18 protein-coding genes and 9 tRNA genes are annotated in these 23549 nt (G+C 43.8%); 17 read left to right on the top strand and 10 right to left on the bottom strand.

The annotated features are described in order from the left end of the window. Positions 1 to 89 precede the first annotated feature (89 nt). Complete coding sequence (locus AAGA51_RS13950; protein ID WP_081878786.1) at positions 90 to 578, bottom strand: Rsd/AlgQ family anti-sigma factor; 489 nt, start codon at positions 576 to 578, stop codon at positions 90 to 92. Between the two features lie 151 nt (positions 579 to 729). On the opposite strand from AAGA51_RS13950, the gene nudC reads away from it, so the two are divergent. The 4 genes from nudC to AAGA51_RS13930 all read left to right on the top strand — a co-directional run bounded on the left by nudC (position 730) and on the right by AAGA51_RS13930 (position 4754). Continuing rightward, positions 730 to 1548, top strand: a complete 819-nt coding sequence (gene nudC / locus AAGA51_RS13945; RefSeq protein WP_415679618.1) for an NAD(+) diphosphatase — start codon at positions 730 to 732, stop codon at positions 1546 to 1548. A 310-nt stretch (positions 1549 to 1858) separates the two neighbouring features. Beyond that, positions 1859 to 2941: a uroporphyrinogen decarboxylase gene (hemE, locus tag AAGA51_RS13940; RefSeq protein ID WP_042490203.1), complete on the top strand. Its 1083-nt coding sequence runs from the start codon at positions 1859 to 1861 to the stop codon at positions 2939 to 2941. Between the two features lie 99 nt (positions 2942 to 3040). Further along, entirely contained in the window at positions 3041 to 3676 is a 636-nt protein-coding gene (locus tag AAGA51_RS13935) for a TetR/AcrR family transcriptional regulator (RefSeq protein WP_042490205.1), read from the top strand. Between the two features lie 118 nt (positions 3677 to 3794). Beyond that, positions 3795 to 4754 carry a hypothetical protein gene (locus AAGA51_RS13930; protein ID WP_042490207.1) on the top strand — a complete coding sequence of 320 codons (960 nt, stop codon included), beginning with the start codon at positions 3795 to 3797 and terminating at the stop codon, positions 4752 to 4754. A gap of 50 nt (positions 4755 to 4804) precedes the next feature. On the opposite strand, the gene AAGA51_RS13925 is transcribed toward AAGA51_RS13930, so the two are convergent. The 7 genes from AAGA51_RS13925 to rsgA all read right to left on the bottom strand — a co-directional run bounded on the left by AAGA51_RS13925 (position 4805) and on the right by rsgA (position 14403). Next, positions 4805 to 6364: an HD domain-containing phosphohydrolase gene (locus tag AAGA51_RS13925; RefSeq protein ID WP_052404645.1), complete on the bottom strand. Its 1560-nt coding sequence runs from the start codon at positions 6362 to 6364 to the stop codon at positions 4805 to 4807. A 249-nt stretch (positions 6365 to 6613) separates the two neighbouring features. Further along, positions 6614 to 7756 carry a murein hydrolase activator EnvC family protein gene (locus AAGA51_RS13920; RefSeq protein WP_042490209.1) on the bottom strand — a complete coding sequence of 381 codons (1143 nt, stop codon included), beginning with the start codon at positions 7754 to 7756 and terminating at the stop codon, positions 6614 to 6616. A gap of 172 nt (positions 7757 to 7928) precedes the next feature. Then, complete coding sequence (gpmM, locus tag AAGA51_RS13915; protein ID WP_042490211.1) at positions 7929 to 9461, bottom strand: 2,3-bisphosphoglycerate-independent phosphoglycerate mutase; 1533 nt, start codon at positions 9459 to 9461, stop codon at positions 7929 to 7931. A gap of 191 nt (positions 9462 to 9652) precedes the next feature. Then, positions 9653 to 10540: a DMT family transporter gene (locus AAGA51_RS13910; protein WP_042490213.1), complete on the bottom strand. Its 888-nt coding sequence runs from the start codon at positions 10538 to 10540 to the stop codon at positions 9653 to 9655. A gap of 205 nt (positions 10541 to 10745) precedes the next feature. Beyond that, positions 10746 to 12161, bottom strand: a complete 1416-nt coding sequence (locus AAGA51_RS13905; protein ID WP_042490215.1) for an SLC13 family permease — start codon at positions 12159 to 12161, stop codon at positions 10746 to 10748. 172 nt (positions 12162 to 12333) lie between these two features. Further along, the gene (gene asd, locus AAGA51_RS13900) at positions 12334 to 13194 is read right to left on the bottom strand and encodes an archaetidylserine decarboxylase (RefSeq protein ID WP_042490217.1); all 861 of its coding nucleotides are present in this window, start codon (positions 13192 to 13194) and stop codon (positions 12334 to 12336) included. A 147-nt stretch (positions 13195 to 13341) separates the two neighbouring features. Then, positions 13342 to 14403 (bottom strand): small ribosomal subunit biogenesis GTPase RsgA, encoded by a 1062-nt coding sequence (gene rsgA, locus AAGA51_RS13895; RefSeq protein ID WP_042490219.1) that lies wholly within the window; start codon positions 14401 to 14403, stop codon positions 13342 to 13344. Between the two features lie 165 nt (positions 14404 to 14568). Between rsgA and orn the strand changes: the two genes are divergently transcribed. After that, positions 14569 to 15114: an oligoribonuclease gene (gene orn, locus AAGA51_RS13890; RefSeq protein WP_042490222.1), complete on the top strand. Its 546-nt coding sequence runs from the start codon at positions 14569 to 14571 to the stop codon at positions 15112 to 15114. A 43-nt stretch (positions 15115 to 15157) separates the two neighbouring features. On the opposite strand, the gene AAGA51_RS13885 is transcribed toward orn, so the two are convergent. Further along, on the bottom strand, positions 15158 to 15850 hold the full coding sequence (locus AAGA51_RS13885; protein ID WP_042490225.1) for a hypothetical protein: 693 nt from the start codon (positions 15848 to 15850) through the stop codon (positions 15158 to 15160). 384 nt (positions 15851 to 16234) lie between these two features. On the opposite strand from AAGA51_RS13885, the gene AAGA51_RS13880 reads away from it, so the two are divergent. From AAGA51_RS13880 to AAGA51_RS13840, 9 genes are all read left to right on the top strand, one after another. After that, positions 16235 to 16310: transfer RNA gene (locus AAGA51_RS13880), tRNA-Gly, on the top strand. 53 nt (positions 16311 to 16363) lie between these two features. Then, positions 16364 to 16440 (top strand) — tRNA-Met (locus tag AAGA51_RS13875). 33 nt (positions 16441 to 16473) lie between these two features. Next, a tRNA-Gly gene (locus tag AAGA51_RS13870) sits at positions 16474 to 16549 on the top strand. A gap of 49 nt (positions 16550 to 16598) precedes the next feature. Then, positions 16599 to 16674, top strand: a tRNA-Gly gene (locus tag AAGA51_RS13865). Between the two features lie 51 nt (positions 16675 to 16725). Next, a tRNA-Met gene (locus AAGA51_RS13860) sits at positions 16726 to 16802 on the top strand. Between the two features lie 33 nt (positions 16803 to 16835). Further along, positions 16836 to 16911, top strand: a tRNA-Gly gene (locus AAGA51_RS13855). A 149-nt stretch (positions 16912 to 17060) separates the two neighbouring features. Then, positions 17061 to 17137 (top strand) — tRNA-Met (locus tag AAGA51_RS13850). Positions 17138 to 17170: 33 nt separating this feature from the next. Beyond that, positions 17171 to 17246, top strand: a tRNA-Gly gene (locus AAGA51_RS13845). A 61-nt stretch (positions 17247 to 17307) separates the two neighbouring features. Continuing rightward, positions 17308 to 17384 (top strand) — tRNA-Met (locus AAGA51_RS13840). Positions 17385 to 17977: 593 nt separating this feature from the next. On the opposite strand, the gene queG is transcribed toward AAGA51_RS13840, so the two are convergent. Beyond that, the gene (queG, locus tag AAGA51_RS13835) at positions 17978 to 19090 is read right to left on the bottom strand and encodes a tRNA epoxyqueuosine(34) reductase QueG (protein WP_042490230.1); all 1113 of its coding nucleotides are present in this window, start codon (positions 19088 to 19090) and stop codon (positions 17978 to 17980) included. 265 nt (positions 19091 to 19355) lie between these two features. Here queG and tsaE point away from each other — a divergent pair, with 265 nt between their 5' ends. The 3 genes from tsaE to mutL are packed head-to-tail and all read left to right on the top strand — an operon-like array spanning position 19356 to position 23541. Further along, entirely contained in the window at positions 19356 to 19820 is a 465-nt protein-coding gene (gene tsaE / locus AAGA51_RS13830) for a tRNA (adenosine(37)-N6)-threonylcarbamoyltransferase complex ATPase subunit type 1 TsaE (RefSeq protein WP_042490231.1), read from the top strand. After that, positions 19814 to 21532, top strand: coding sequence for a LysM peptidoglycan-binding domain-containing protein (locus AAGA51_RS13825; RefSeq protein WP_042490232.1), 1719 nt, complete (start codon positions 19814 to 19816; stop codon positions 21530 to 21532). The genes tsaE and AAGA51_RS13825 overlap by 7 nt, the downstream gene beginning before the upstream one ends. A gap of 8 nt (positions 21533 to 21540) precedes the next feature. Beyond that, on the top strand, positions 21541 to 23541 hold the full coding sequence (gene mutL / locus AAGA51_RS13820; protein ID WP_042490233.1) for a DNA mismatch repair endonuclease MutL: 2001 nt from the start codon (positions 21541 to 21543) through the stop codon (positions 23539 to 23541). Positions 23542 to 23549: the final 8 nt, after the last annotated feature.

Raw genomic sequence — 23549 nt, 5'->3', positions numbered from 1 at the left:
CGATATGAAAAAAGGCACCGAAAGGTGCCTTTTTTATTGGAAAAGATTTGTAATCAAATAAAGAGGTTAGCTACTGAATCTAAGTTAACTTATGCGCCTGGTGGAATCGAAAGGCTATCAATGATTAACTGGATCAGATGATCTTCTAACTCAAATCGGGATTCTAAAATTTGCCCAACTTTAGATAGATCTTCATCGAAAGTTTCCAACTCATCTTCTTCACTTACAGCAGCATACTTATCGGTAAAATTCAGTAGAGGAACGGTGGTTAAGATGATCTCTGAATAAGCTCGATTAATCTCGTCAGTGGCTTTAAAACCAGTCGATTGCCATTTATTCATCACCATATCGTAGACCTTAAAATGGCCTTCAGAAATATAGTCGACGATTTCCTGACAGAAATACTGAAGTTCTTGAGGTGAAGGGAGTTCTGAAACCGAGGCTTTAGAAGCACAAGGTTGAAGTGCAGCAATTTTGCAATATTCAACAACTACATGCTGTCTCTTCTCTAACCAATGATCGATAACGTCACTGGCTCCGCCCCATTGCTCTTGTGTTTGTTTGAATTTTTTTAGCATGGCCACGCCCTCAAGATAGAGCTATCGTAGGATAGACTGTCCTTTGCACATTTCGCTGTATGAGTAGGATACAGCCTGTTGTTTTCACGAGAGTTTATGTGTGGTAAACAAATAGAGACAAACTCTGGTATGAAATTAGATTGCCAGTAAAATGAGCGAACTGCAAGCAACAGGAGTTTGTATGTTAAAAAATAGTGACCTCAAATCAGCTTATTGGTGTGTTGTTTCAGGAAGTGAACTTTGGACCATTGACGGAACCGTACCATTCGGAACGGCAAAAGATCTTGAGCTGCCGATCGAAACTGCAATCGAAGTTGAACAATACAAAGGACATCCGGTTTATTGGCTGAATCACGCCGATCTCGATAAAGACTTTGAGATGACCTCTTTGCGCGAATTATTGGTTGTCGATGAAGCATTATTTTTCGCCGCAAGCCGAGCCGTTCAGTATGGACACATGAGCCAAACGCTACGCTTTTGCCCGCAGTGTGGTGGACGTAACCATCTCAACCATCGTGATCTGGCGATGCAATGTCAAGACTGCCGAACTATTCATTATCCACGCATTTTCCCATGCATCATCGTTGCGGTGAGAAAAGAGAATCAAATTCTTCTGGCACAACATCCTCGTCATCAAACGGGTATGTATACGGTGATTGCAGGATTCTTGGAAGTAGGAGAGACCCTAGAACAGTGTGTGGCTCGCGAAGTGTTGGAAGAAACGGGTATTAGCGTTAAGAACATCCGATACTTTGGTAGTCAGCCTTGGGCTTTTCCTTCCAGTATGATGATGGCATTTTTGGCTGATTTCGCTGGTGGTGATATTCGCCCTGATTATTCAGAGTTGAGTGATGCCCAATGGTTTACACCGAGTGAAATGCCGCCGGTCGCGCCAAAAGGTACGATTGCCAGAGCGCTGATAGAACACACGGTTAACGCTATCAAAGATGAATATTCGACGTCGATATAATTAAAAAGCGAGAGAAAACAGGCAAAAAAAACCCTCCGGTGAGGGAGGGGGTAAGTAAGATGTCGTTATGAGATGTCGAGTACTGAGTACCCGTATATTATTGTAGTTTTCGCTAGCACCGAGATTTTAAACACTGTTTCAGTTTGCACGCAAATTAACCATTGATTTAAAAGTTAATAACATGATCTAGGTTGCAAAGCTCTGTTCTACAAACCGTAAATCTATGGTCAGTTGCAGGGAAATAAGTGATAGAATACGCGCCTAATTAATAAAGAAACTAAAGAAATAAGCCTAGAAGTTGGAAGCCAGAATGACAGAATTAAAGAATGACCGTTATCTTCGTGCTTTGTTGAAGCAGCCCGTTGACTGTACTCCAGTGTGGATGATGCGCCAAGCAGGGCGTTATTTGCCAGAGTATCGTGCGACACGTGCACAAGCTGGAGACTTTATGTCGCTGTGCAAAAACGCAGAGCTTGCTTCTGAAGTGACATTACAGCCACTACGTCGTTTTCCTCTTGATGCTGCGATTCTGTTTTCAGACATTCTGACTATTCCTGACGCTATGGGTTTAGGGCTACGTTTTTCAGCTGGTGAAGGTCCTGTATTTGACCGTCCTATTACCTGCAAAGCTGACGTGGATAAAATTGGTCTACCCGATCCAGAAGGTGAATTGCAGTATGTAATGAATGCAGTGCGCCAAATCCGCAAAGACCTTAAAGGTGAAGTACCTTTGATCGGTTTTTCGGGTAGCCCATGGACATTAGCGACTTATATGGTAGAAGGCGGCAGCTCAAAAGCTTTTACTAAGATTAAGCAGATGATGTACGCAGAACCAGCAACGCTACATACATTGTTGGACAAGCTTGCAGACAGTGTTATTGAGTACCTAAATGCTCAGATTAAAGCGGGTGCGCAATCTGTAATGGTATTTGATACTTGGGGCGGCGTACTGACTCCTCGTGACTACAACCTGTTCTCACTGCAATACATGCATAAGATTGTTGATGGTCTCATTCGTGAAAACGAAGGTCGCCGAGTTCCTGTTACTCTGTTCACTAAGAACGGTGGTATGTGGCTGGAAAGCATTGCAGCAACAGGTTGTGATGCCGTTGGTCTTGACTGGACAATCAACATTGCTGATGCCAAAGCTCGTATTGGTGACAAAGTTGCGCTGCAAGGTAACATGGACCCATCGATTTTATACGCTCAGCCAGAACGCATTCGCGAAGAAGTGGCTTCTATCCTCGAAGGTTTTGGTGATGAAGGCACAGGTCATGTCTTTAACCTTGGTCATGGTATTCACTTGGACGTTCCGCCAGAGAACGCTGGAGTGTTTGTTGAAGCGGTACATGAGCTATCCAAGCCTTACCACAACCAGTCTTATAACAAATAAATGAATGACATACGAAGCGCTCATAATCGAGCGCTTTTTTTTTACTTTAGCTATCACTGATTTATACTGCGATAGAGTTAATTACAATCTGGCGAGCCAATGAAGACAAGAGACAGAATCGTTCACGCAGCTTTGGAGCTGTTTAATGAAAACGGTGAGCGCGCTATGACCACCAACCATATTGCTGCCCATCTGGAGATTAGCCCGGGTAATCTCTATTACCACTTCCGCAATAAACAAGAGATTGTACGAGAGATCTTTGCACTTTATTCGAAAGAGCTGATTGAAAGATTTACACCGCTTCAAGGGCAATATGAAAGCTTAACTCTGTTAAAGCACTATCTCGATTCAATGTTCAACTTGATGTGGAAATATCGTTTCTTCTATTCAAACTTGCCTGAAATCTTACAGCGTGATGAGGAACTGCACGTTGAATACATCGCTTCTCAAGAGAAGTTGCATGTAAACTTAATCAATATCATGCAAAACTTCGTCGATATGGAGCTTCTTGATGTTGAAAAAGAAGATTTAGAAACCTTGGTAACCTCATTGCATATGGTCTATTCAGGTTGGCTGGCATATCAATCTGCAATGTCATTGAAAACCGAAATTACCGAGCAAGTGATTTATAAAGGCATGTTACAAATGATCTCACTCGTTAAACCTTGTACCACTCCGCAAGGTTATGAACAGTTGCAACTTTTGGAAGATGGTATTCTGGCACTTCATGTTTAGAAGAGTGACCACTAAGCGTAGGGTTGAAAGGTGATGAGTTATAACCTTTCAATCTTGTCTCTGAACAACAAACGCTGATAGTTTATTGATTAACCCCACTTTTAACGAATTATCAGCCATGCACTACGATGTTTTTAATGGTGATGCCGATGGTATCATCTCTCTTCTTCAGCTCAGGCTTGCTCAGCCTAAAGAAGCTCAGCTTGTTACGGGTGTTAAAAGAGATATTCAGTTGCTCGATAAACTGAATGTCAAAGCGGGAGATTCCCTCACTGTGCTTGATATCTCTATGCAGAAAAACCATGCAGGGTTACTTGCGGCTCTTGAAGCAGGTGCCGATGTGTTTTATGCGGATCATCATCAAGCCGGTGATATTCCTTCTCACAGTCTGTTATCTGCTCATATTCATTTAGAACCCGATATGTGCACTGCTTTGATTGTCGACAGATTGTTAGAAGGGCGATTCCGTGAATGGGCGATTACTGCCGCTTACGGCGATAACTTGAATAGGGTTGCTGATGAATTGTGTAAAGAGTTGGGGCTAACACAGCAAGAGTCAGGGCAGCTTAAAGAGCTCGGCACCCTTATCAATTACAACGGTTATGGAAAAAGTACTGAGCAGCTGCATTTTCACCCTGAAAAGCTCTATCAAATACTGCTGACTTATCCTTCGCCATTCGAGGTGATAAAAGATAAATCATCGCCTTTTTATCAGCTAAAAGCGGCGTATGAAGCGGATGTTGCACAAGCTATCTCTGTCCCTAGTTTCTATGAGAGTGAAACTTTACGAGCATTTGAACTGCCAGATGAGGATTTCTCTCATCGTGTCAGTGGTGTATATGGCAACTTAATTGCCAATCAATCGCCTTCTCAAGCTCACCTTGTATTGACCAAAATTGACGATAACAGCTTCGCTGTTTCTCTTCGCGCGCCATTAAATAATAAGCAAGGTGCAGGGCAGTTGTGCTCGCAGTTTGTGACTGGTGGAGGACGGGAAGCGGCTGGTGGTATCAACCGTTTAGCCAAGCAGGAGCTATCAAGGTTAATTAACACGCTAGAAAGCTATTACGGAAATTAAAACAGGAAAGCGATATCGCTTTCCTGTTCAAGAATCTATTGAGCAAACGCTTAAGCGGCGTAGTTAATGGCATGCAACTGGTGAATTTGCGGCAAATTAAACTCGTTAGCCTCTTTATGTAAATGTGCAAGTTCTTCAAAGTTATCGATAAGTAACTGAGTTAACTCTGGGTCAAAGTGCTTACCTTTTTGGTCAATAAATTCTTGTAGAACTTCTTCTTTCGCCCAAGCATTCTTGTATGGACGCTTGCTCAGTAGGGCGTCAAATACATCTGCAATCGCCACAATGCGGGCAAAAATATGGATCTCTTCTCCTGCTTTTCCGCATGGGTAGCCGTTACCATCCCACTTCTCATGATGTTCATGCGCGATGATACAAGCCATCTGCATTAGGTGTGAATCGCTCCCTTGCAGCAAGTTTCGGCCAACTTCGGAATGTTTTTTAACCACCTCAAACTCTTCTTTGGTGAGTCTGCCCGCTTTGTTTAGTATCGCATCAGGAACTGCGATTTTGCCCACATCGTGAAGCGGACTTGCGGTATAAATAGTGGTCACCTCTTCATGACTGAGACCATAAAGCATACCTAATTTGCTTGCAACGCAGGCAACACGTCGAACGTGCAACCCCGTTTCATCTGAACGGTTTTCAAGTATGTCGCCCAAAACTTGGATGATTTCTTGTTTTTCTGCAAATCGTTTTTGACGTTCTGATTCCAGTTGATTTTCATAGGCCACTAAACTGGAGATCTCACGCAGCATCACTATGATGGAATCATGTTCATCGCGATAACGTACCATGCCTTTGTATTTGTAGAAATACAACTCATAAGGAGTACCGTGGATATTGACGATGTTGTACAGGTGCTTATTCGTTTTATCCGAATCACTGATGGTATTGAAATCAGGGATGAGTTTGTTAACGTTAAATTCTTTATCGTCTAGGTTCACATCCCAATAATTTTGATTATCACCTTCGAGGGATTGTAGTGAGAGTATCTTGTGACCTAAACCATTGGCGTGGCGGATATAGCCTTGGTTATCAACACCAAACAGAGGCTGGTCAATACTTTCGATAATCGACAGCAACTGGTTCTTGTTGTTGAGCACTTCTCTGTGGCTCCGTTTGATCTCTTCCAGTTCTTGGTTTGAGTTAGACGATAATTTTTGGTACTCGTAACAGGTGATAGCCTCTCCACGGTCAAAGTAACCGTGAATTAATGAAATCAACCAGTTAATATCATCATGGCTGGCATCCAGCGATTGAATTAAAGTGATGTAAGCCTGACGATAATGTTTTAGTAACCCCGTGTACATATAGAGCTCTATGGCTCTTTTTTGATGCACGATGGCACGATCACTGAAATAAGCTGTGATTTCTTCATCCCAATCATTAAGTTCTATACGGATATTCGGATCAAGGGTGTGTACTTTGTCGTTAGATAGCAAAGTATTTAAACCTTTGGAAACGCCAACAATGGACTCTCTCCAAGCCGCACTGGTGTTTGATGTATAGGCAATATAGCCGTACTGGTTCCCTAATGTAATGACATTGTCCGTTAGAATGTCAGTGCTATCTGTGATGAGCTTTTTCGCTTTTTCAGTAATAGACATAATGATTATGGGTTTGGTGAATAGACGGTTTAATTTTAACCTGTTTTGCTGAGGGAATTACGGCGTGGAGTGAGAGATAAGGGTTATCTGACAACGCTTTGGCTTTGTACCTATTCGAAAGATGGCACAAGTAAAGATGGGGTTAATTAATATAGATAACTAATAGATTTGGCTTATAAATCGAGGCTAAATCAACGCTAGGATATCAATGGATACTGACGTTACAGAGTGGTCGGTTTCAGTAATAGGTTATCGAGTCAGCCAAGTGCGAGGATTTTCAGCACGGCTATTACGTCGCACCTCGAAGTATAGGCTAGGTCGGGATTGACCGCCGGTATCGCCAGCCAACGCAATGGTTTCACCAGCGGTAACCTTATCGCCCTCTTTTTTCATCAAAGACTGATTGAAACCATATAAGGTCATGTCACCTTTACCATGATCTAACAGGACGACTAAACCATAACCTCGAAGATATTCCGCAAATACAACCGTGCCCGGATAGACCGCAGTGACGGCTTGGCCATAATTGGCAGATATCACGATGCCTTTCCAATCCACCTGACCGGTTTGACGCTCGCCAAAATTATGCAAAACGGAGCCCTTAATTGGCCAAGCGAGTTTGCCGCGTTGCTGGCTTATACCATCCATAGGGATGGCATTACGTTTCGCTGCTTTGGCTATTTCAGCTTTCAGACGTGTTTCATTACGTTGCAGCTCTGCAAGATACACTTTGTCGCCTGAGATGCTCTTCTGAATCTTGTTTACCGTGCCTTTACGCTGAGACTGGGTCTTTGCTAGCTGATCACGTTTTTGGGTTTGTTCTTCTAACAACGAGGCAATTTGGTCCCGCTCTAACTGTATTTGTTTCTGACTTTCTTCGAGCTGTTCTCTAGTCTGTTTCAGCGCTTGAATGGTCTCACTACGTGCTTTGGCTAAATGTTGGAAGTATTGACTGATGCGGTCTTCTTCCACGTTGTTGTTGAGTAAGTTGCCGTTTGCGGTTGAGTTTTTAGTGATGTAATAAGTCTGAAGCAGTTGTTCTAACTTATCAGCTTGCTGTGTGCGCTTTGCTTCAAGTTCTTTTATTTTCGCGTGAAGTTTACTGATGTTTTTATTTGCAGATGTGAGCTCTCTTTTGCTGTCTTTGATCTGCTTTTCAAGATTCGAAATATTAATCTCTTGTTGTTTCAGAGATTGTTGTAATTGATCAAGCTGGCTCTGTTGTTTGGTCAACTCTTGTTTCTGGCGAGATATTTCTCCAGTCACGCCTTTGAGTTCTTGCTGCGAAGCTGCAAAAACATTGGACAAAGACAAAACAGAAAAACAGAAAAACAACGCCACTGTCATGTGGACGAGGTTGTGCTTTAGGTAGTGTCGTAACGTGATTGTCATGTAGGGAGTATGTTCGCCAATAGATTCAATGAGTAACCAGTATACTCAAAGAGTGGAATGAGGCGAGTGCCGGATGCAAAAACTTTGTCATAGTATTTGCCTTATAGCGAAATTTGGCGATAAAAAAGCCCTAACTGAGTTAGGGCTTCCACAATCACTTCGCAAGTTCTACTTATTTGTAAATAACTTGACCAGACATTTCTGCTGGAATTTCAGTATCAGTCAAAGCAAGCATCGTTGGTGCTAGGTCTGACAGTTTACCGCCTTCGATAAACTCGATGTCTTTGCTACCAACATACACTAGAGGTACTGGAAGGCTAGTGTGTGCAGTATGTACGCCACCCGTTTCTGGGTTGATCATCATTTCTGCGTTACCGTGGTCAGCTGTGATAAGTAGTTGACCATCCACTTCTTTGATTGCTTCAACAACACGACCGATACATTCGTCAACCGCTTCACAAGCTTTAACTGCCGCTTCGTACACACCTGTGTGACCAACCATGTCACCGTTCGGGTAGTTACAGATGATAGCGTCGTATTTGCCAGATTTGATAGCCGCTACAAGTTTATCCGTTAGCTCAGCAGAGCTCATTTCTGGTTGAAGGTCGTAAGTTGCCACTTTTGGTGAAGCAACAAGTTGACGCTCTTCACCAGCAAATTCATTCTCAACGCCACCGTTGAAGAAGAAAGTTACGTGTGCGTATTTCTCAGTTTCAGAGATACGTAGCTGAGTTTTACCTGCTTTCGATAACCATTCACCGTAAGTGTTTTCTAGTGATGCTGGTGGGAAAGCGGCTGGTAGTGGAATGTCAGCTGCGTATTGAGTCAACATAACAAAGTTAAGAGCAGGGAATACTTTACGCTCGAAACCAGCAAAATCAGTAACGAAAGTGCGAGTGATTTGACGCGCACGGTCAGCACGGTAGTTCATGAATAGAACCGCGTCACCGTCTTGCATTGCAGCAGACTCTTGGCCTTCTGCGCGGAGTTCTGTAGCTTTAACGAACTCATCGTTTTCATCACGAGCGTATGCCGCTTCTAGAGCTGCTAGAGCAGAGTCGAAAGTGAAATCACCTTTAGCTGCAGTTAATAGGTCGTAAGCTTTTTCTACACGTTCCCAGTTGTTGTCGCGGTCCATAGCGTAGTAACGACCAACTAAAGATGCGATACGGCCTTTACCTAGTTTTGCGAACAGTTCATCAAAACGTTGTAGAGAACCTTCAGCGCTACGTGGCGGTGTATCACGACCATCTAGGAAGCAGTGTAGGTAAATCTTCTCTGCGCCACGAGCTGCTGCTAATTCGATAGCTGCGTAGATGTGATCTTCGTGAGAGTGAACACCACCTGGAGACATAAGACCCATTAGGTGAACCGCTTTACCAGCAGTAACGGCGTTATCAATTGCTGTTACTAGTGCTTCGTTTGTTTGGAAATCACCGTCAGCGATAGATTTAGTGATGCGAGTTAGGTCTTGATAAACAATACGACCTGCGCCGATGTTAGTGTGGCCTACTTCAGAGTTACCCATTTGACCGTCAGGCAGACCTACATCCATACCAGAAGCCGAAATCAGAGTATTTGGGTTGTTTGCCATCAATGCATCCATCACAGGAGTGTTCGCATTGTTGATAGCATTGTTGCTGCTGTCTTCACGGTAACCCCAACCGTCAAGAATCACTAGAGCCATTGGCTTCTTAGCTGACATACTTATAACCTCGTCAAATTCAAAGTAACTAAAAACTGAAATTAGCGTAATTTTACTACACTTTATAGCCGTTACTGTAGGGCAAGATCAATGATTCTCCCTATCGTTGCAATAAAATGTAGCCAATTGATCAAAAAAATTGTCTCAAATTGCTTGTTTATTCTTATAGTTAGTAAACTAAAAATAGTTCGTTAGTAGACCAAAATACTTGTTCCAGCGACGGCGACAATCGCGCCTAGCCAAGCAAAACGGTTCGGCCTTTGCTTGGTATAGATCCAAAGTATAGGCAATAGCATGATAGGTGTAGTGGAAGAAAGCAGAGCTACCATGCCGACATTCCCCTCACGCAGGGCATACAAAATCAACGTCATGCCCAGCGCCATACCGATAAAGCCGTTGATGGTAGTAATACCAAAAATTTTCCAGTTCATTTTCTGAGTCGGGCGTGCAACGCGAGTTCCTGTCGCTCGCAGTAAGCAGTGGGCGACAAACGCCGTCAGCATTCGGATTGAGGATGCAGCTACAGGATCAATATCTGTCTGCATAATTGGTTTTGCAATCACACCACCCAAAGCTTGGCATAGCGCCGCGGTTAATCCTAAGCTTAGCCCTATCCAAACGTTGCCATGCACCATTTCTAAATGGTTGCTTGCTTGTCCTCTTCTGCCGAAAAAGATGGCAGTCAATACACCAGAGAAAACCAGCGTTGAACCTAAGAGTTCAAGAGGCGTCATGCTTTCGCTAAAGAGAAAGTATCCCAGCACCGTTGAAAAAACGGCATGACAAGAGAAAAGTAGACCGGACTGGCGAGGCCCCATACGGTTCAAGCAGGCAAAGAGTGCGGTATCACCGATGAATATGCCGATAAGTCCCGACAGCATCATTGGTGGAACGGCTGATGCTTCTACCGTTGACCATCCACCAGTAATCAGTGCCATTGTGGCTAAAATGGTAAACGTCGACCCCATTCTCCATCGGCTATAGGCAAAGGTTCCAAGATGTCTGGCGGGAGTAACAGAAAGTAAACTGGCAATAGCCCACAGAAATGCCGCAGCAAGCGCCAGCCATTCATAGCCCATGATTGATCCTTGAGAGGGAGAGAAAAGGGTACTCAATATGCCATCAAGATATGGGAAAACAAAGTAAATTCATATCATTTACGATGGAAGCAACAGCAGCTTTATTGGTGCTTTTTATGGGTAGTGCAGTGACAGGAAAACTTTTTATAGCTGAAAACAAAAATCTCCCTTGTACAAGGGAGATTTTGAGAGAGGGAAAAGTCGCTTAAGTGAGTATCCAGGTAGCGATATACACAATCAACAAGCCAACTACACCAATGATGACACCTGCTTTTGCCATGTCTCTGCTTTCGATTAATCCTGTTGAATACGCCAGTGAATTCGGTGGTGTAGAGACGGGCAAAATCATCCCTAAAGAAGCTGAAAACGCGACAACAACCAGCAATCCCTGAATACCACCAACATCGGATAAGCTTTGCATCGATGTGCCAATTGCGGCTGCTATCGGCATCAACAAGTTAGCCGTTGCGGTATTTGACATAAAGTTCGCCATTAACCAGCAGATGATTGAGAGCGTAATAACAACGGACATTGGTGATAGAGACTCATAATCAATCGCGTGCGCGAGAGCTTTTGCTAAACCGGTTTGTTCTAAGCCAATGCCAATGGCGATACCACCGGCAACCAGCCAGAGTACGTCCCAGTTGATTTGTTTGAGCTCTTCCTTGCCCATAATGCCAGTTAAGGTAAATATCGCTAGCGGGATTACAGCTACAACGTAGGTGTTCATACCGTGTAGCGAGGTTGTCATCCATAGAAGTATGGTTGCAGCAAAAGTGATGTACACCACGATAGCTCGCCAGCTGCGCATAAACGTTCCTTCAAGTTTAAGCGTCATAGATGGTTGAGAAGAGGGAAATAACTTTTGTAATAAGAACCATGCGAAGGTGAGCTGGATAAAGACAAAGGGCAGACCCATCTTCATCCAAGATAAGAAGCTGATGCTGTGCTCACCCGTTAGATACTGCAGTGCGATAGCATTGGGTGGTGTACCTATTGGCGTGGCAATACCACCTGTGTTTGCCGCAATAGGGATGCACAACACTAAAGCTTTAATACCTAAATCGCCCTTGGGTGCCGATGCCACAATAGGTCCTAATAACGCCAGCATCATTACCGTGGTTGCGGTGTTGGACATAAACATTGAAAACACAGAGGTAATCAACATTAGACCAAGCATGATAAATCTAGGTTGAGTACCAAAAGGCTTGAGCAGTACTCGGGCTAAGTTGTTGTCCAACTCATATTTTGATGCCGCGATTGCCAGTGCAAAGCCACCCATAAATAAAATGATGATGGGAGAGGAGAATGCACTAAATATTTCAGTGTAAGGAATGAGTACACCTAACTCATGACCTTCGGAAGGTGCACGAAACCAATGCAATCCTTTATTTGAGATCATAATGAGCTCAAGAGTGATGATGAATATCGAAGTTGCAAACACAGGTACAGGCTCCAATACCCATAAGAGCGCTGCAAGTAAGAAGATCGCCAGCAATCGATGCTGTATCAGAGTGAGGTTATCAATGGGAATTGCATCTATTGGCATCATCAGGACACCAAGAGGAATCAAAAGACACACTAACAGTTTTATGAGCAACATGGGTTGCAAAGTCGGCATGGGTATATCCTCACTCCAAGAATAATGGCTAAATCTTAACCCATTGAAATAATAGGGTCTTAGAGCGGGGTTAAAGTTTTGTTTTTTTGCTGAGATAAAAGGCGGATGTGTGGGTTAGGTCAAAAACAAAATGCCCAGACTTAGCTGGGCATTTTAAAAGATGAAGACACGCTTATTTGTTGATGTGAGCGTATGGTGTACCTAGTTGAGTCGGTACATTATTTTTCATGCTCTCATCAAAGCGGATTGCGTCTTTAGCAAACAGGTTGATGACCGTTGAACCAAGTTTAAAGCGACCCATTTCTTCGCCTTTCTTGAATGAAACTGCTTTGTTACCTGTTGCCGGATAATCCCAACGATAAACCGTGTTACCACGAGGAGGCGTTACCGTTCCTGCCCAAGTTAGTTCAATACTACCAACGATGGTTGCACCTACTAATACCTGAGCCATTGGACCGAACTCGGTATCAAAGATACAAACTACGCGTTCATTGCGTGCAAAAAGGTTTGGTACGTTTTCAGCCGTTAGTGGGTTAACTGAAAACAAATCACCCGGTACGTAAATCATCTGGCGTAAAGTGCCATCACATGGCATGTGCACTCGGTGGTAGTCGCGAGGAGATAAGTACAGTGTTGCGAATTCGCCATCACGGAACTCTTCAGCCAATTTAGCATCGCCACCTAACAGCTCTTGTGCTGAGAAGTCATGGCCTTTTGCCTGAATTAACTGCCCATTGTTGATAGAGCCAAATTGACTCACGCAAGCATCCGCTGGGTGAGTAATCACTAATTCATCTTCAACAATAGTGCGAGCGCCAGGCTTTAGTTCACGCACAAAGAATTCGTTAAATGATTTAAAATGCTTTGGATCTGAATGCAGAGCTTCATCCATGTTCACGTTATATTGTTTGATGAACCAGCGGATAACGGCTGTAGTTAGACCACCCGCCTTAGCTGAGGCTAACTTACCGACTAAGCGAGTTAAACCGTGTTGTGGAATCCAATACTGCAGTCCAACTTTAATTTTATCCATTGTCTGTCATTCCAATGTGTTTAGGTCAATAAACCAAATTGTTTGTTCTGTTCAAAAGGTCAGCAAACCTTATGCTTTGGGCGCGAGATGTTACTGAAATTCACCACAGGTGTCAGCAACTTGGTTATAAATGGCAACAAAATATCGCTACAGATCCGCTTTCTTATTACGCGAGTACTGACGATTGGCTTTGTTTTCATCCATACTTTCGATGATTCTGTGATAGTTCTCGTATCGAGTTCGGCTCACTTCACCTTTCTCAACGGCTTCTCGTAATATGCATCCAGGATCATCACCGTGTTTACAGTCTCTGAATTTACAACCGCCTAAATAAGAACGAAATTCCACATAAGCTTTTGTGATGTCATCTGCTTCTAAATGCCATAAACCAAACTCACGAACTCCCGGAGAGTCTATCAAGTCACCGCCAGATGGAATGTGGTAGAGACGAGCCGCAGTAGTTGTGTGTTGACCTAAACCTGAAGCTTCAGAGATAGCCCCTTCTTCTACCGACTCGGCTAATTCTGGCATTAGTGCATTGACTAAGCTGGATTTGCCCACGCCTGACTGACCCACGAAGATATTGATCTTATCGCGCAGTTTCTCTTCCAAAGCCTTAATGCCTTCGCCAGTTTGCTTACTGACGTAAAGCACCTCGTAACCGATGCGCTCATACTCAGCCAGAGACTCTTGATACTGCAAGCGCTGAGCGTCAGTTAATAAATCAATCTTATTGAGGACAATCAGTGGCGCAATTTCCAGTGTTTCTGAAGCGATTAGGTATCGGTCAATGATGTTGAGCGATAATTCAGGCAATACAGAAGAGACGATGATCATCTGATTAACGTTGGCAGCAACTGGTTTTAAACCGTCATAATAATCAGGGCGAGTTAATACTGAGGTTCGAGGTTCTACAGCCTCAACTACGCCGGATATTCCCGCCAGAATTTCATTGCCCGGTCGCCAAATCACTTTGTCACCAGAGACGAGACTTTCAATGCCGCGTCGTAAGTTGCAGCGATGAATCGTTCCTGTTTCCGGATCTTCAATGTCAGCATGTTGACCAAAACGAGTAATAACCAAGCCTAATTTTGCGCTTTCAAGCATCGATTCTTCCCATTGCACGGAGTCTTCTTGCTTGAGTTTGCGATGTTGGTTGTTTCTTACTCGCCTCACTTGGCCTTTAGTTAGCTTTTTTTTCTTTGCCACTATGATCTACTTTTATGAATTCGATGGTACTGATGAATTTGATTGAGTTTGGTGCCAAATTTGAAGCTGTACACATTTGAGTAAATGCGTTGAGCTAGGTTTCTTGGCTATCTGAATTTGGGTATAGTACCTCTTTTATCGACAAACCCATATAGGCACTCACTTATGTCTTATAGCGATCAAAATCTTATTTGGATCGATTTAGAGATGACTGGCTTAGACCCTGAAGCTCACAAAATCATCGAAATTGCCACTATTGTCACCGATAGTCAGTTAAATATTCTAGCGGAAGGTCCTGTGTTGGCGATTCACCAACCAGAGTCAGAGTTAGACAAAATGGATGATTGGTGTACCAACACGCACACAGGTAGCGGTCTGGTAGAGCGTATTCGCCAAAGTTCAGTGACAGAAGAACAAGCCGTTGCACAAACTATCGAGTTTCTAGAAAAATGGGTTCCTCGCGGAAAATCACCGATTTGCGGTAACAGTATTGGACAAGATCGCCGTTTTCTCTATAAACATATGCCGGAATTAGAAGAGTATTTCCATTACCGCTATATCGATGTTAGTACTTTGAAAGAGCTGACTCGTCGTTGGAAACCTGAAGTGTTGGACGGTTTCTCTAAGAAGGGGAGTCACTTGGCGTTGGATGATATTCGCGAATCAATCGCAGAGCTTAAGTATTATCGTCAAACCATCATGTCGATTTAAGCGTATATACATGAATCAAACCGCAGCAATCGCTGCGGTTTGATTATGGAACGGGTAGAAAGGCAAGTTGAGCAACACTTTGAACCACTTTGGTAATACCACGATTAGTTTTATCGGCCACGATCAAGGCCATCATGTCCTGAACAATCACCATTTTGGAAAACAACCGATCAAAGCTGATGTCGTAATCTGATTCACCCATGCGGTTTGATAACAGAAATAACTCACCTTTACTGTCTCTGCGTTGATAGAGGCGCCAGACAAAAATTTCAATGTTACGAGCGCTGTTATAAAGGGATTGCTCATTTAATGAATCGATAATGAAAAATTCCTGCTGGTGGTTGTAAGATCGCCTGAGCATCTCTGTTAATCCAACCATAGCGGCAAAAACCCTGTCTCCCTGAAAGTTTTCATCGAAGCTAAGAAGAATCGCATCAATACCAGTGACACCGTTTAGTTCATCAAAAATCAAAGAGGGAATTTCAATCGTATTGTAGGTACCGAATATCTGTGCCATACGAGCGTCCACACTCATGCCGGAACTTTTTCTGAGTTGCCAAGGATTTCGAACGTAAAGTTTTCGAGTCAATTCCATCAGCATTTGTTTTTGCTGTTTGGCGTGAACATCCATAACAAAATCAACATCACTTTTCCCTAAATTGCGCATAGGTTTTGGCATTGAGCCACAACCAGATAGGAAGAAAAAAGTGGTGATCAGCACCAGCAGTAGTGAAATTTCACGCTTGAGTGGCTGAGGGATTAGTTTTCTCAATCCATTTTCCTTTTTACTTTCCTTGTCAGAAGCTTTCAAAGATGGAAGCTTTTACGAATGTCAGTTTACGCAGATTTTAGTGCTGTACGGTTAAAAATACGTCGGTCGCAAAATAAGTTGCAAATAATTCTGTCAGAATAACGGTTTATCTCGCATAATGCGTGGGCTCGAATTTAAGTGAAACCTTAAATGACTAACCGAGACTGGTGGTCTTTTAAGCAAAATGCGCTGTTTGCGGATGCTTTTTAGTCAAGCGATAAAAAAAAGAATTTTTTTTTCGATAAGGGCTTGCATCACACAAAAATGCTCTTATAATTCGCAGCCCTGAACAACGGAAACGTTGTTGATGCGACACTAGCTCAGTTGGTAGAGCGCAACCTTGCCAAGGTTGAGGTCACGAGTTCGAACCTCGTGTGTCGCTCCACTTTCTCTAGTTAGAAAGCGAAAGCTCTCATTGTGCTTAACAATGATTACGGACGCGGGATGGAGCAGCTTGGTAGCTCGTCGGGCTCATAACCCGAAGGTCGTTGGTTCAAATCCAGCTCCCGCAACCAAATTTAGATTAAACGCAAAATGCGGTTAATCATGCGACACTAGCTCAGTTGGTAGAGCGCAACCTTGCCAAGGTTGAGGTCACGAGTTCGAACCTCGTGTGTCGCTCCACTTTCTTTAGTTAGAAAGCGAAAGCTCTCATTGTGCTGAACAATGACATGCGACACTAGCTCAGTTGGTAGAGCGCAACCTTGCCAAGGTTGAGGTCACGAGTTCGAACCTCGTGTGTCGCTCCACTTTCTCTAGTTAGAAAGTAAAGCTCTCATCGTGCTTAACAATGATACGGACGCGGGATGGAGCAGCTTGGTAGCTCGTCGGGCTCATAACCCGAAGGTCGTTGGTTCAAATCCAGCTCCCGCAACCAAATTTAGATTAAACGCAAAATGCGGTTAATCGTGCGACACTAGCTCAGTTGGTAGAGCGCAACCTTGCCAAGGTTGAGGTCACGAGTTCGAACCTCGTGTGTCGCTCCAGTTTGAAGAGTTGCACACCCTTTAGAGCGCAAGCTTGCCAAGGTTGAGGTCACGCCTTTTTGTTAAGAAATGGAAACCTCGTGTGTCACTACAAATTCCTTTCTTTAAGTAGAAAGTAAAGCTCTCATTGTGCTTAACAATGATACGGACGCGGGATGGAGCAGCTTGGTAGCTCGTCGGGCTCATAACCCGAAGGTCGTTGGTTCAAATCCAGCTCCCGCAACCAAATTTAGATTAAACGCAAAATGCGGTTAATCGTGCGACACTAGCTCAGTTGGTAGAGCGCAACCTTGCCAAGGTTGAGGTCACGAGTTCGAACCTCGTGTGTCGCTCCAGTTTCTTTCTTTCATTAGAAAGTAAAAGCCTTCATCGTGCTTAACGGTGATACAATACGGACGCGGGGTGGAGCAGCTTGGTAGCTCGTCGGGCTCATAACCCGAAGGTCGTCGGTTCAAATCCGGCCCCCGCAACCAATTTCAAAATATTAAAAGTAAACTGCGCTTGTTCGCAGATTTTTTTTCTTTTAATACTGCAATTATTTGGCAATCTGCCAATGCTCTTTCTATAATGCTGTGAAGCATAAGCCCCCTAATAAGAAATTCTCCTATCTTCATAGGCAGAATACCCCCAGATAAACGCAAATCATAAACTTGCCTCTTTATCCCTTTGATACTGTGTGTTCAGGCATTCTTTGTACTGTTCATTAACAGACTTATCCACAAATTTTTCATGTGGATAACTCAGTGAATAATTTGTTTTTTACAAGAAAAAATGCTTGAGCTAGTAGGATCTTTTGCGGTAATAGAGATTGTGCGAATAGCTGGGATTTTCCTTAACTGTATGATTTTAATGAAAATGTAATGTTCTTGATGTTAACGTTGGCAGTCAAAAAACGATCATTAACTGTATTTTCATTGATCCTAATCATTTCCTGCTAATGTGACTAACTTTTCTCAAATATAAAAATAGACGCGTCTTTAAAATTTTTTCCACATTGGTGCATTTTGAGAACCGTATCAAAGAATATGCTTATTAATTGTGCGTAATCGGATGGTTTATTGGCTCACTAGGCGTCTCTCGGAAGACCTTTCTCGATAATACGAATTAGCCTTTGATGGCTCGCGATGGAGCTTGGTAGATTCGCCAATTGTTTTTCAATAGCCCAATTTAAGTGCACATCTAAAGTCTCTGATTGACCTTTAGCATTTTCTAAAGCAGAAACAATTTTTTCCGAATAGGGAGCATTGCCTAGTGCTATGGCTATATTTCTCTGCCATTGCAGATGACCAATTCTTCGAATGGCAGAGCCTTCCATTTTTTGCAGGAAGGTTTTTTCATCCCATGCGAACAAACTCAATAAATCTGGTGATTCAAAAGACTCTCTGCGATGAAAGTCTTTTTTCTGCGTGAGTTCGGAAAAGCGATTCCAAGGGCAGACGAGCTGACAATCGTCACATCCATAAATACGATTTCCCATCGCTGTACGAAATTCTTCAGGAATAATACCGTCGAACTCTATGGTGAGATAGGAGATGCACTTCCTTGCGTCGACAATACCATCAGCGATAATTGCACCTGTTGGGCAAGAGGTGATGCAGGCTTTGCATTTGCCACATTCATTTTCCGACGGTGTATCCACGGGTAGAGGAATATCTACCAATAGTTCACCAAGGAAAAACCAAGAGCCAGCGTCTTTGTCGAGAATAAGCGAATGCTTACCTGTCCAACCCAATCCTGCTTTTTGGGCAAGAGGGCGTTCCAGGATTGGCGCTGAGTCGACAAAAGGACGATAACTTAACTTTTCGACTTCCTTTTCTATCTTTTCACCGAGTTTTTTCAATTGGTTGCGAACTAATTTGTGATAGTCACGTCCAAGAGCATATCGGCTTATATAGGCTTGAGTCGGATCAGACAAGTTCGAAGCGAATTGTGCTTGTGGAGGCAGGTAGTTCATCCGTGCACTAATAACTCGGATTGTTCCAGGAAAAAGCTCCGCTGGGCGAGCACGCATCATCCCGTGCCTTGCCATCCAATCCATCTCGCCATGATATCCGGCATCTAACCACTTTTGCAGAGCCGCTTCATGCTCATGAAGATCAATATCGCAGATGCCTACTTTCTCGAAACCGAGTTCAGTAGCCCATTGTTTTATTTGATCAGCGAGTGCTTGATAGTTCATGGCGAAGTATGTACTAGGATTAATAGCCTAAAAGGGATCGGATCTTAACGGATCTCACCAAGTGGATCTAGTTCAAACTCGAACCACTCAAGGTAAAAAGATAGGATCTTTACGTTATTTAGCGAGTTCATACAGACATTTTTCTGTTTGCTTACACAAGAGATCTTGTCTCTCAATTCGATACCAGTTTACTATTCGGTTTCTATTGGTTTTTATATAGTCATTGGGATCTAACGATCCTGAGATGAATTTGAGAAAGTATTGAATGAGCACTAAGACGTTTATTTTAAAAGATGAGCAAGAGACGGTAAAACTTGGCACAGCGCTATCAAAGTTGTGTTCTCAGCAAACGACCCTCTATTTGCACGGAGATCTTGGTGCTGGCAAAACAACTTTTAGCCGTGGTTTTATTCGTGCTTTAGGCCATCAAGGTAATGTGAAAAGCCCAACATATACACTGGTTGAGCCTTACCAATTGGCTGATTGGCAGGTTTATCACTTTGATCTTTACCGTTTGGCTGATCCTGAAGAACTAGAGTTCATGGGGATCCGCGACTATTTTACAGCCGATGCAATTTGTTTGGTGGAATGGCCAGAGAAAGGCCAAGGGCTATTGCCGACATCGGATATAGATATTGAAATTCGTTACGATGGTGAACAACGCCAAGCGTTGCTGACAGCTAATAACGATTATGGACGTACGTTACTGAGTCAGTTGGAGTTATGTTGATAGGATCGCGCCTGCGCCTTTTTGTAGTTTTTTTCACTTTAGCGATAGCATTCATCACTTCTAATGCGAGTGCCAATGTTCTAGAGGGGGTTCGTGTTTGGCCCTCTCCAGACGAAACTCGAGTGGTGATAGATGTTCAATCGGAAGTTAGTTTTACCTATTTCACTCTGACTAGCCCCGAAAGGCTAGTGATTGATCTTAAAAATACCTCATCTAAATCCAAGTTACCGATGAAGGTAACGGACAGTGATGTATTGACGAAGATTCGTGCCAGTTCTCCTCCAGACAAGGGCACTTATCGTCTGGTGTTTGAGTTAAAGAAAAAATCCCCAGCTAAACTATTCACATTAGCGCCGACTCCCGGCGGACAATATGGGCACCGTCTGGTCGTTGACCTACCTCATGATGATGTCTCTTCACAAGGCAGTTCTAGCTCTGGCTCTCCAACTCAGGTGAGCAGAGATGCCTCTCAATTTTATGGCAATGCCAATATTGTCGTTGCTATTGACGCTGGACATGGTGGCGAAGACCCAGGTTCAATTGGCCCGACTCGCAAATACGAAAAGAATGCCACACTGAGTATCTCAAAGAAGTTAGTTGACCAGTTGGATGCAGTTCCGGGAATTAAAGGTGTGCTCACCCGTCGCGGAGATTACTTCGTTAACCTCAATAAACGTTCCGAAATTGCTCGTAAGAATAAAGCCCATTTGTTGGTTTCGATTCACGCTGACGCATTTAGCTCGCCGAAACCGAGGGGAGCTTCTGTGTTCGTTCTCAATACACGTCGTGCGAATACAGAAATTGCCCGTTGGGTTGAGAATCATGAGCAGCAATCCGAGTTGCTTGGTGGTGCTGGACAGGTATTAGCTAAGAACAACAGTGACCGAAACGTAAGCCAAACCTTATTGGATTTACAGTTTAGCCATTCGCAAAAAGAAGGCTACAAGGTGGCTACCAACATCCTGAGCGAAATGGGTAAAGTGGCACACCTGCACAAAGCTGATCCGGTCAATGCCAGCCTTGCTGTTCTGAAATCACCGGATATTCCTTCAGTTCTTGTGGAAACTGGGTTTATCTCTAACCCTACTGAAGAGCAGTTACTCTTCCAACGTAGCCATCAAGACAAACTGGCTCGTGCGCTTGCAAAGGCGATAACCCAATATTTTGAAGAGAACCCGCCAGAAGGAACTCTTTTCGCGAATCGTAATAAGACTCAGAAATACAAAGTGCAGCGAGGCGATTCACTCTCTGCTATTGCCCACAAATACGGCACGAGCATTGAAGCGATTAAACGAACCAATAAATTAACCAGTAACAGTTTATCAGTTGGACAAGTCATCACTATTCCGGGTGGTATTTCAAGCCCGATTCCGGTTCCTGTCGTGATTAATCCGGTAGAAACCGAAACAATTACCCACACGGTCGCGAAAGGTGATTACTTGGGTAAGATCGCCAGTACTTATAAAGTTTCTGTGGCTGAGATTAAGCGTGAAAACAGTTTAAAATCTGACACTCTTAAACTAGGGCAGAAATTGAGAATTACGGTGAGCCTGAAAGATAAGCCTTTACGCAAACATACAGTGAAAAGAGGCGAATACTTAGGCAAGATATCTAGCCAGTATGGCGTCGATGTTGATAGTGTCAGAAAAGCGAACAATTTACGCTCCGATCAGCTCGCCGTCGGACAAGTGCTCATTATTCCAAACAAGTAATCAAGATTATGACCATCCAAATATTACCCGCCCGTTTAGCAAACCAAATCGCTGCGGGCGAGGTAGTGGAAAGACCTGCATCAGTAGTGAAAGAGCTGGTGGAAAACAGTTTAGACTCTGGCGCTACACGAATCGATATCGATATCGAGAAGGGTGGCGCTAAGCTTATTCGTATCCGCGATAACGGTTGTGGAATAGCAAAAGAGGAACTTGGTTTGGCGTTGAGTCGCCATGCGACGTCAAAAATCCATACTTTGGATGATCTTGAAGCGATTATCAGCCTCGGGTTCCGAGGCGAAGCGCTGGCTAGTATCAGCTCTGTTTCTCGTTTAACGCTGACTTCGCGTCCTGCTACTCAAGAAGAAGCTTGGTCCGCTTATAGCGAAGGGCGCGAGATGGAAGTTAAGCTTCAACCAGCAGCGCATCCCATTGGTTCCACGGTTGAAGTTCTGGATTTGTTTTTCAACACTCCTGCTCGCCGAAAATTTCTGCGTACCGAGAAAACCGAATTTACTCACATTGATGAACTTCTGAAGCGCATTGCATTAAGTCGTTTTGATGTGACATTCAACCTGCGACACAACGGGAAAATGGTGCGTCAGTACCGAGCCGCCAAAACAGAAATTCAGGCGGAAAAACGCATCGCCGCAGTGTGTGGTAGCGCCTTTGTTCGTTCAATGCTGAAGATTGAGCTTGAGCATCAGGGCTTGCGTTTGCATGGTTGGATCACGACGCCTGAAGGTGCCCGTCAGCAAAGCGATATTCAGTATTGCTACGTCAACGGACGCATGATGCGCGATAAGTTGATCAATCATGCCATTCGTCAAAGCTATGAAAGTAGTCTGCGTGCGGATCAATTCGCTACTTATGTGCTTTATATCGAAATCGATCCTCATCAGGTGGATGTCAATGTCCATCCTGCTAAACACGAAGTGCGATTCCATCAAGCTCGTTTAGTGCATGATTTTATTTATCAAGCGTTAAGCAGCGCGTTGGCTGAGAGTCAGCATATTGATGCTCCAAGCATTAATGAGGGAGCGTTCCACTCTCCTGACGAACTGAATCATACGCAAGATACTCAAGAACCCGTCAAGCGGTCTGAAGAGGCTGCGGAAAGAGCTAGGCAAGCGGTCGAGAATTCACCGGCCTATCCAAGAAAGGCGAGTTCAGAGCGAAGTTATTCACCACAAAGCGATTCCTATCAGGTGCGAGAAAATGCGCAACGTAGTGAGTGGATGGAATCCGATAGAGCGAAGAGTAAATCGTCTCAGGAGAGAGTGCTTTCTAAATCGCCGAGCAAAGCTGAGGTTTATGCCTATCAGGAATTAATGAAAACACCTGAGCATACTGAAAAGCCAGCAACTGCACCGGTAAACAACGTTGATAAACGCGAGCTTGAAATAACAGGTTCTTCTCAATCTTCTCTCGAACCTGTGCTTATTGAGCAACTGGGCAAAGCGATCTCTATTGTTCAAGAGCGATATTTGCTGATGAACTCCCCTAGTGGTTGTGTTCTGATCTCACTGCACAAAGCGGAATGGTTCAAAGTGCTTGGGCAACTGAATGTTGAGCAAGGGGCGTTAAAAAGCCAGCCGCTGCTCGTCCCGTTATCACTAAAAATATCGTCACAAGAAGTTTCAGCCTTAGAGCATTATCAGGCTGTATTTGCTAGGTTTGGTATTGAGTTTCAGCGTCGCTCAGCACAAAGCGTCATGTTGATGGGTGTGCCCCAACCATTGCGCCAGCAAAACTTACAAAATTTAGTTGAAGATCTGTTATCTTACGCCGCTTCAAACTTAGCGCAGGCTGAAAGTGAGCTTGATACTCAAGTGCTCGCTCAGTGGTTAAGTGATCATGTGACCGTGAACAAATCCAGCTACACTTTGTCTGAAGCGATTCAGTTGATTGCTGAATTAGAGCAGTTATGGCAAGGCAAGTTGCCTTTGCATGATGCTCATTTTGTTAAGCCTGTAGATTTTACAGCGACTATCCAAGCATTAAACATTTAAGCAAAACT

Source organism: Vibrio diazotrophicus, from assembly GCF_038452265.1.
GTDB lineage: Bacteria > Pseudomonadota > Gammaproteobacteria > Enterobacterales > Vibrionaceae > Vibrio > Vibrio diazotrophicus.
The sequence above is the reverse complement of the archived record's forward strand: the minus strand, read 5'-3'. Positions and strand labels throughout refer to the sequence as shown.

Excerpts from the sequence above, each read along its gene's own strand:
- AAGA51_RS13950 (WP_081878786.1), bottom strand. The coding sequence starts at position 578 with ATGCTAAAAAAATTCAAACAAACACAAGAGCAATGGGGCGGAGCCAGT.
- nudC (WP_415679618.1), top strand. The coding sequence starts at position 730 with ATGAGCGAACTGCAAGCAACAGGAGTTTGTATGTTAAAAAATAGTGAC.
- hemE (WP_042490203.1), top strand. The coding sequence starts at position 1,859 with ATGACAGAATTAAAGAATGACCGTTATCTTCGTGCTTTGTTGAAGCAG.
- AAGA51_RS13935 (WP_042490205.1), top strand. The coding sequence starts at position 3,041 with ATGAAGACAAGAGACAGAATCGTTCACGCAGCTTTGGAGCTGTTTAAT.
- AAGA51_RS13930 (WP_042490207.1), top strand. The coding sequence starts at position 3,795 with ATGCACTACGATGTTTTTAATGGTGATGCCGATGGTATCATCTCTCTT.
- AAGA51_RS13925 (WP_052404645.1), bottom strand. The coding sequence starts at position 6,364 with ATGTCTATTACTGAAAAAGCGAAAAAGCTCATCACAGATAGCACTGAC.
- AAGA51_RS13920 (WP_042490209.1), bottom strand. The coding sequence starts at position 7,756 with ATGACAATCACGTTACGACACTACCTAAAGCACAACCTCGTCCACATG.
- gpmM (WP_042490211.1), bottom strand. The coding sequence starts at position 9,461 with ATGTCAGCTAAGAAGCCAATGGCTCTAGTGATTCTTGACGGTTGGGGT.
- AAGA51_RS13910 (WP_042490213.1), bottom strand. The coding sequence starts at position 10,540 with ATGGGCTATGAATGGCTGGCGCTTGCTGCGGCATTTCTGTGGGCTATT.
- AAGA51_RS13905 (WP_042490215.1), bottom strand. The coding sequence starts at position 12,161 with ATGCCGACTTTGCAACCCATGTTGCTCATAAAACTGTTAGTGTGTCTT.
- asd (WP_042490217.1), bottom strand. The coding sequence starts at position 13,194 with ATGGATAAAATTAAAGTTGGACTGCAGTATTGGATTCCACAACACGGT.
- orn (WP_042490222.1), top strand. The coding sequence starts at position 14,569 with ATGTCTTATAGCGATCAAAATCTTATTTGGATCGATTTAGAGATGACT.
- queG (WP_042490230.1), bottom strand. The coding sequence starts at position 19,090 with ATGAACTATCAAGCACTCGCTGATCAAATAAAACAATGGGCTACTGAA.
- tsaE (WP_042490231.1), top strand. The coding sequence starts at position 19,356 with ATGAGCACTAAGACGTTTATTTTAAAAGATGAGCAAGAGACGGTAAAA.
- AAGA51_RS13825 (WP_042490232.1), top strand. The coding sequence starts at position 19,814 with ATGTTGATAGGATCGCGCCTGCGCCTTTTTGTAGTTTTTTTCACTTTA.
- mutL (WP_042490233.1), top strand. The coding sequence starts at position 21,541 with ATGACCATCCAAATATTACCCGCCCGTTTAGCAAACCAAATCGCTGCG.